This is a genomic window from Klebsiella sp. (assembly GCF_027492335.1).
Lineage (GTDB): Bacteria > Pseudomonadota > Gammaproteobacteria > Enterobacterales > Enterobacteriaceae > Klebsiella > Klebsiella huaxiensis.
Map to the genome: position 1 here is coordinate 136168 of NZ_JAPUEW010000094.1, position 8215 is coordinate 144382.

The following is an 8215-nucleotide window of genomic DNA, read 5'->3' on the forward strand; positions in this document are numbered from 1 at the left end:
CGAAGGTGAGTTATGCCTGACTCCACATCCCTGGCATGGAGCTGGAATGCCAGAAAGCAGCCAGTAAACCCTTATGCTGTTGATGTGCCTGCACGGAAACCATCTGCACTGGCCGTCTGGATTGCTCTTTATGAGCAGGATAAAAGCGATCAACGCGAGCAGGCTGAAGCAATGAGTCGTGCAGCAGAAGAGTACCTCTTTTCTGTTGCACATTGCGATCCCTGGCACTATGACGAATTGAATGATGCGCTGATTGAGAAAGCTAAGCGACATGCAGAACTCCATCGTGTTGATCCTCTTACCCTGATTCGTGATGACGTCGCCAGCTTGCCTGGTTTCCTGCGCAAGCCGCTGGAAACAAGGATTAAGTATTTGGAAAAATCAGAAGATCCGCGCCATTTGCCTACCTATCTGAATGAGGTCATTACTCCCTCATTAGTGAGGATTGACAAGGTCCGTGCTAACCAGGCGTCGCTGTCATTCCAGGCCATGGCTGGTAGGGATAGCCTTGATCAACTCCTTCGACTTGCTGAACTGAATCAGCGGGAGGTTAAGCGGCTTTCAACGCTGGTCGCAGCGCACATTGATATGATTTTTATCCAGCTTTGCGGTGAGATGCTGACCGATGAATTAGCTTCTCCCATCGTAATACTGGAGCTCTATCGTCGTGTGGCGGCCGAAGTGTCACGCCTCGATGTTATCCCGCCGGGTTATGAAGCGCTCCGCAGCAAACATAATCGCCGCAACCCGATTAACTACGAGTTGATACCGGGCGCGCTTGCCCGTATGCGTTGTGCTGACTGGTGGCAACGTAAGCTGTGGCAACTCCGCAACGAATGGCGGGAAGAGTTGCTCCGGGCAGCGTGCCTTGTTCATCGGCACACATCACCTTATGTCAGCCATGACATTCTGTTGCAGAAGCGGGAACAACGCCGCAAGGCGATGGATTTTTTCCGCAACCATGATCTGATTAACGAAGATGGTGACACGCTCAGCATGGAGGATGTGGTGCTTGCAAGTGCCAGCAATCCAGCGCACCGTCGTAATGAGATGATGGCCTGTGTCAAAGGTCTGGAATTGATAGCTGAAATGCGTGGCGACTGCGCCATGTTCTATACCATCACCTGTCCTTCTAAGTACCACGCCACACTGATGAACGGGAAGCCTAACCCTACATGGGATCACTCGACAGTTAGGAAAAGCAGCGACTATCTGGTTGATACGTTTGCGGCATTCCGTAAGGCAATGCACAAAAAAGAGCTGCGCTGGTACGGCGTCCGCGTAGCCGAACCACATCACGATGGCACTGTGCACTGGCATTTATTGTGTTTTATGCGCAAAAAACATCGACGTGCAATCACAGAGCTGCTGCGTCGTTTCGCTATCCGAGAAGATCGCGCCGAACTTGGCAATAACACTGGCGCTCGTTTCAAGTCAAAGCTGATAGACCCGCGAAAGGGGACTCCGGCCAGTTATATTGCAAAGTACGTCAGTAAAAACATCGATGGGCGTGGGCTGGGTGACACCGTCAGCAAGGAGACGGGTAAATCACTACGTGATAGTGCCGAGTACGTCACTGCATGGGCATCGTTGCACCGTGTTCAACAATTTCGTTTTTTTGGGATTCCAGGCCGCCAGGCGTACCGCGAGTTACGATTGTTCGCATCGCAGGCAACTCGTGCAATGAAAACCAGCAAACCGGGCGCTCCGGTACTTATGGATCCAAAACTGGACGCTGTGCTCGCTGCTGCTGATGTTGGCTGTTTTGCCACTTACATCATGAAGCAGGGCGGTGTACTTGTTCCCCGCAAAAATTACCTCATTCATACCGCCTACGAGCCGACAGTCGAACCAGGAACCTATGGCGATCACGGGATTCGTATTTATGGCATTTGGTCGCCAATCACCGGTAAGGAAAACAAAATATGCACGCATGTCCATACCTGGAAGATGGTGAAGAAGGCTCCCGCTAACCCAGGCGCTGAAAGCGCCGCCCAGGGCGACCCCGTCGCCCCTTGGACTCGTGGCAATAACTGTCCCCCAAACCAAAAAATCCGCAAAAAAAAGATGGTAACTGAGGTTGCTATAACCGAGATAATGACGCCTGGTGAAGGAACGGGATTGCTTGATGTGAGTAAACTACCCGCAAAAGAGCGCCGGGCTGTACTGAGAAGGATTACAGAGGATATCTATAACAAGAAGAAAGCGCAGGGCCACGTAGAATCACGCAATTACACCCCGCTTGAGGTCTTGTTGAGCGATTTTGCTTCATCTATTGGCATCGAACTTAGAGAATCCCAGGTTAATCATTTACTTAATGGTAAACGCATACGTTATGGTGATCGCATTTACTACGCGACTCACGATGGGGTGCTGCGCAGCATGGAACCAGAGAATTCAGATGTTCAGATTCGGAATGTGTGGAAACTGTTGAAAAAACACAATAAAGTAGATGTAGGTCACATCACAGACAATCCAGTAGGGCATTATTCCGACATGCTCAAAAATCTGGACCTTAGAGGATGGACTGTACTCTTTGGGGTAGATAAGAACAGGGGGTGAACATGTGTGACGATTATGATCAGCAAGAGGCGAATATTGCCAGCTTCCTGTCGAACAAAATTAAACGATGCATTAAATGTGGGCATGAGCTGGACTACAAAGAGAAGTTTTATTACACAGATCGAATTTGCAATCTCTGCCGCGGGCTTCAACCGTTCGATAGTGAGGACGTTCCGGAGGTTGAATCTGAGGGTAAGTCACCCCTTCCAATTATCAATCTCGATTTATCAAAGTATGAGGACAAAGGGCAGCAAAACAGGTCTGATTTTGAGAAGCAGGTCTTTAGCCGTTATCCTGAATGGCAATTATTACGAGAAAAAGCGGAAAAAGATTGGGACACAGCTCATCCATGGCCTGAAGGAATAACCGTTGTTACTGAAATTCCTAGTTATAGTGTAATTATTACTGATGAGCGTATAGCAGAGTTGATTAATCAGTATGATGCGAATGGGGCAGTGAGCATTAAAATTGAAGAGTTAATTTCATTGCTTTGGGAAGTAAGAGAGTACCGGAAGATTTAAATAAAAAAGCAACCCTCCAAGATAATAATTGAATCTCCAGCTCAGTTAAAAAATAACGTAAAGAGAGTGGGCTGGAGAAAATTGAAAAGTTAAGAGTTGTGGCTGAGTGACTACTAGGGAAGATTACCCATGTCCCATAGCGATGAATTACCCGGTACCCTCTGAAAAATAAAACCAAATTTCTGCTGAGCCCAAACAATAAACAATCCTTCAGATTGACCACATTCTGGACAATGGAGAGTGTTAGCTCGATGCAGTTCTGGATACCAAGAAAAGATAGTAAAGTGTAGACTGCATTTCATGCATTGGACTTTTTTCTCTGTATATTTAGCTGTTGTTTTTACTATCTTTTGCACATGAGCAATGCCAGCGTTCGTTATGCTTGATGTCGCCCCATCAAGGCTCATTAAACCAGCGTGCGCAAGTTCCAATAGCTCATCAGGATACTGTTTTGCTTCATTAGAATGAAAGTAAAAGATTTGTCCGCTAGCCTCGATAATAATTCCATCATCGGTTCTATTAATTAACACGGGGCTTTCGTCACATGCTGAAGCTAATAGAATCTCTGTTGCACGCTCAGAAATATCTTGACTTTTCCCCTCTGCTTTCAAAGTTTCAATGATAACTGTTGATAGTGCATGCATTTCATCGCTAGTTACTTGAGGTTGTGCAGGAAGCTTTCCTTTTTCAACCATGTCGTACACAGCATCGCGATGTCCTTTTAATTCTGCCCTGCTAAATCCTTTCGTCATATGCATCTTTGTATGAACAGATGAATGGCATAAAATACATATTGGTATTAGGTTGTCTTCATCATCTGAACCACCTTCGCTCTGCGCGACAATATGATGTATTTGAATTTGCAATGGTGAAAATCTTCTGCAAATACAGCAATGCCTAGCTGATTTTACAAGTATTTTGGCTGCAATGTTATCTGGAATTGGCATAGATACTCCGACTCTAAATGTTCTAACTACAATCGCTTAGTCTACAGGCCTATACTGGCCTTGACTCAGTTCATTACATAGCTAAGTTATGCGAAAATGATCCACTGTGCTACTAAATTGACACTGCCACCCCTTTGTGGAACTCCCTACTAGGTGTTCTGTCAATAACTGCACGGCGAGCGCCGGTATGGATAAAAAAACCGTCAGAAAGGACAGAGCTTGTGGGGAATATCGAAGAGTTAAGACGATATTCACGCCAGCAAAGGCAGGAGATCACTAACAGGTTGAAGAAAGCGCCCAGCGAAAGCTCAGATCAAGCATTTTTGCGCGCCGCACAAGAGTTGCGCATGTCGATTTATGATGCCTCTGTACTGTCGTGGGGTCCAAAGGTTATCGCTAGTAAAGACATGAGAATGACACAGGAAGAAGCAGATCAGCGCTGGAGTGAGCAGTTACAACTCGAAGCGAAACGTCGGGCAGAAAACTATGCTGCTGCGGTTGCTGAATACCTGAAGAAAAAGGCCGCTGCAGATTTGCAGTCAGAGATACGCGACGAGAAGACATAATCACCAAAGAAGTATCGTCAACATTGGCGATCAACTGCGCGCCTGCCGGAGCTACGTCGGCGATAAAATAGTGAGGTCGATTGCTGGTGGCGCTCACATTCTGAACAGCGGCAAAGTTCACGCTATCAGCAATAGCATTCTTCGACAGACAACCGTGGATGACGCTGGTAACAAATACAGACCAACAACCGAATAAATTGCAGTGTATGAACTGGTCATGCGCTGGAAGAAAGTGGTCAAATACAATACCAAAACTGAAGCTAGAGGTAAAGAATGGAATCAGCATATATCAGCTACTTCGAAGGGGGCGACGCAGCAGGACATTCTAATCTACAACGGAACGGTAGCCGTAGAGCACTGTATTGATGCGTGTATCAATACATCAGAGCTAAAAGATCAGCATTGCGACTTTAACGATTTCTTATTAAACAAGAGGCTATTTATGATAATAAAGTTAGTGTTGATTGATAAGTTAAGTGGTGAAATATTTAGACATAATAGCAGGAAAGGCAGGCCCCTTAATTTTAATAAAGGATGGCCTGCCTATAAGTAGAGTTATGAGGTTCGGGTTCTACTATGTGAAGAACAGCCCCAGCTGAATAATTTTAATCCTATGGAATTCCACTCATTAATTAATACTGGTGGGATGGATTCATTTAACTTAACATGACTCATTTTTTTTATCGTAGAAGAACATGCTTCAAGTAGTCCAGTACCAAAACCGTGTAGAGCTATACAGGAAGGTGTACATTCGCATTCTAGTTTTGCTAGGCAGCCTTTTCTTTTGAGATTTTGTGCTTTAAGAATAGCATCCCTCCAGAACGTGTCCTTATATTTTTCATCAATTTCATTTATTTTTTTTATTGTAAAGCCTTCTTTATGATCGAAGAATAGTTTTGTGATGGGAGAATGGCTAGTTAAAGCTTTAAGTTGTTCAAACGCTTTTAAATATTTTTCTTCAATGGTTTTATTATTTATGCATTGTCCAATTATTTCAACTGGTATCAAGGCTTCAATCTCATGAGATTCGATAGTGTAGTGTTTACAGATTGGTGAGTCACATCGATCGTTAAATTTTAATGCTGTAGAGCCGAATCCTGACTTGGGATGCTTCTTATCACTATCAAGTAAACATAAACAAAAAAAGCCTTCTGCAAGAATTTTGTCGAAATTAAGTTTTATGTTTGCTCCGCCACCATTACAAATGTCGAATTTGATATCCACTCCATTCATCTTGTTGTTATTTTGATAAAGCTTTGATATGGAACTATATAGTTTAAAGTCATTTATATCCTCACATAACAATTTTGTTGGTTGTATTTTTGATGAGTCGTTAAAAAATGAATAACCAACAGTAAAAAAATTATCTCCGGTTCTTTCTTCCTTAAAAGTGGAAGAAGAGTTTTTCATATCAACTTTGCAGTAGTAATTGAGTATGGTTTTTAACTGTTTGAATTCTCTGCTTTTTTGTATAAGATTGTGAGCTGTATTACAGGTTAAACTCCCTAACTCTTTGAAGTTGGAAACATCCCGGAGAAATTCAATGTCTGTCAATATTAAATGTTTACCTTCTCTGAAGGAACAAAAAAGATTGTTCAGGGATGAATGGTAAATAGCGTTATTAAGATCTATATTTTGTGTATTGATGATTTCAATTAACATATTAATTACCTGAGAAAAAACCTACTGGCCAATTAGTGAAGTATCCTTCATCATCAAAGGTTGCAGTAAAAGCAGAAGTTCCAGATTCTTTGTTTTTCTCAAATATCATAATATTTACATCGTCTTTATCGATTGTTTTATTTTGAATACACTCACCGATTGCATCAACCATAGATTGACTATGTGTTTCAAATATAAATTTAACATCTTTTTTTGACTCTTTTGTTGTATTGATTACTTTTGCAAAAAGATGAGCAACTTTTTCTTGGTACGCCGGATGTAAATGTAATTCTGGCTGTTCTATGACAAATATAACTTCATCATTTGTATTATCTTGACTATGAATTTCAAGCCAAATTGACATTATTATTGGTAGAACTTGAGAATATCCATACCCCATGTCGCTGATATTGTGCTCCTCATTGTCATTATCTGTCATGATTTTTATTGCATAATGAGAACCATCGGTGGTAACAAATGCTATGAATCCAAAGTGTTCATTTGTCCATTCCTGGAATGCATTAGTTTCCTCCTCAGAAAATGAGTTCAAAATCATGGCCAAATTGGAGCCTGTATGATCCATTTCCTCTACTTGTAAGTCTTGGAATCGATAAAATCGTTCAGTATTAGCTCTAATCGGTGCGAGATATTTTATTGATAAAAGTGATTTTGATAGACCATCATTTATAATTTCTGCAATTGAATTGTAGTGTTTTAATAAAATGAAAGGATGTAAAGTATTTAGGAAATCATTTAATACACTTGGGTCTTGAATCTTATTAATGAAATGGGCGTGATTTTTAAATAACTCTCTAACTCCATGTTCCAGTCTGTCCTTAGAATAACTTCTTATATCTAGGAGTTCTTTGTAAATATTTTCATGCTTGGTGTTGTGATGAAAGAAGCGGTGTATTTTTTTTGCGGCTTGTCTGCAAATTAATTTGTTATGTGAGACTTCTTTTTCTCTAAAAATACTTCGGGACATGTAAGCGATGTATTGTTCAATGAATTTCTTATTTATAACGACTTGGTCCTTCGAATTATTTTTCTTTGGTGTCTCAGAGATCCATGATAAGATTGGTAAAAATTTATAGTCCTTCTTTGAAGTCGCTTCAGCTTTGGTCTCCCAATAGAAATCTGGGCCGCTAGCATAAATCATAGTATACGCTTCTTCATAATTAGGTATGACTTGTATTGTCGAACCATCGATCTCAAAACTTACTGATTTTGCATAAGTTTTTTTATTTTGTTCAGCCAGTGCGATTTTCAAATTAAAGTCTAGGAATGGGAATAAATCTGCATTGTGAAGAGCCATCCAATAATTTCCTGGCGCAGTGTTAAGGGATAGGTCAAAATTTAATATTATAGTGTCATTATTATCACTGCTCTTACATATGGCCTCAGAAAAATTACCATAGTCGACATAGCGACCATACCATAGAACAGGGCCTGTAGTTGTTTCCTCAACTGACTGTCGTAATAGCGGGAATAATCGAATTAATGAACTTTTACCACTGCTATTTCGACCTAATAAAACTGTTAATGGCTTAAGATTACTATGAATAGACTGTGAGAAACTCCGTAAATTTTCAACGCCAAGACCTTTTAGCATATAATCCTCTTAATTAAAGAACTATCCTTCAATGTTTATAGTAATAAAAAAAGAACATTCAAGCAAAGCAATTATGATTTAGAAAATGGCATAAAATCTACTTGTAGTGAGTCAAGGTGTTTGATTTCACTCACATTGAGTAAGTGTAGTCGCTAGAGGGGCCTAGGTTTACGGACACCTCATGTTCTAAGCTTAAAAGTATATAAAACTAAATTACAATAAAATCAGATGCATGCAAATGCACTGAAATGCATAGTTTTTAAATCAACGTCATTCATCCGCAGGCCTTGTGTAAGTATCCCGCTTAATCGGACCATTCACTTTTAGAGATCTTCCGACATACTG

Annotated in this window: 6 protein-coding genes; 3 read left to right on the forward strand and 3 right to left on the reverse strand. The window is 41.4% G+C overall.

Translation table 11 applies throughout. From position 1 onward, the window contains the following. Positions 1-12: 12 nt before the first annotated feature. Positions 13-2562, forward strand: a complete 2550-nt coding sequence (locus tag QVF11_RS26515; protein ID WP_287860638.1) for a replication endonuclease — start codon at positions 13-15, stop codon at positions 2560-2562. 2 nt (positions 2563-2564) lie between these two features. Beyond that, on the forward strand, positions 2565-3083 hold the full coding sequence (locus QVF11_RS26520) for a hypothetical protein (RefSeq protein ID WP_287860641.1): 519 nt from the start codon (positions 2565-2567) through the stop codon (positions 3081-3083). Positions 3084-3196: 113 nt separating this feature from the next. Here the strand turns inward: QVF11_RS26520 and QVF11_RS26525 are convergent, their stop codons facing one another. Further along, entirely contained in the window at positions 3197-4030 is an 834-nt protein-coding gene (locus tag QVF11_RS26525) for an HNH endonuclease (protein WP_134936725.1), read from the reverse strand. A 221-nt stretch (positions 4031-4251) separates the two neighbouring features. Between QVF11_RS26525 and QVF11_RS26530 the strand changes: the two genes are divergently transcribed. Next, a complete protein-coding gene (locus tag QVF11_RS26530; RefSeq protein ID WP_287860651.1) occupies positions 4252-4596 on the forward strand; it encodes a hypothetical protein in 345 nt (114 codons plus the stop codon). Positions 4597-5151: 555 nt separating this feature from the next. Here QVF11_RS26530 and QVF11_RS26535 read toward each other — a convergent pair. Both QVF11_RS26535 and QVF11_RS26540 read right to left on the reverse strand, forming a co-directional pair. After that, a complete protein-coding gene (locus QVF11_RS26535) occupies positions 5152-6258 on the reverse strand; it encodes a hypothetical protein (RefSeq protein WP_287860654.1) in 1107 nt (368 codons plus the stop codon). A 1-nt stretch (position 6259) separates the two neighbouring features. Beyond that, positions 6260-7870, reverse strand: coding sequence for an AAA family ATPase (locus QVF11_RS26540; RefSeq protein WP_287860657.1), 1611 nt, complete (start codon positions 7868-7870; stop codon positions 6260-6262). Between the last annotated feature and the right edge of the window lie 345 nt (positions 7871-8215).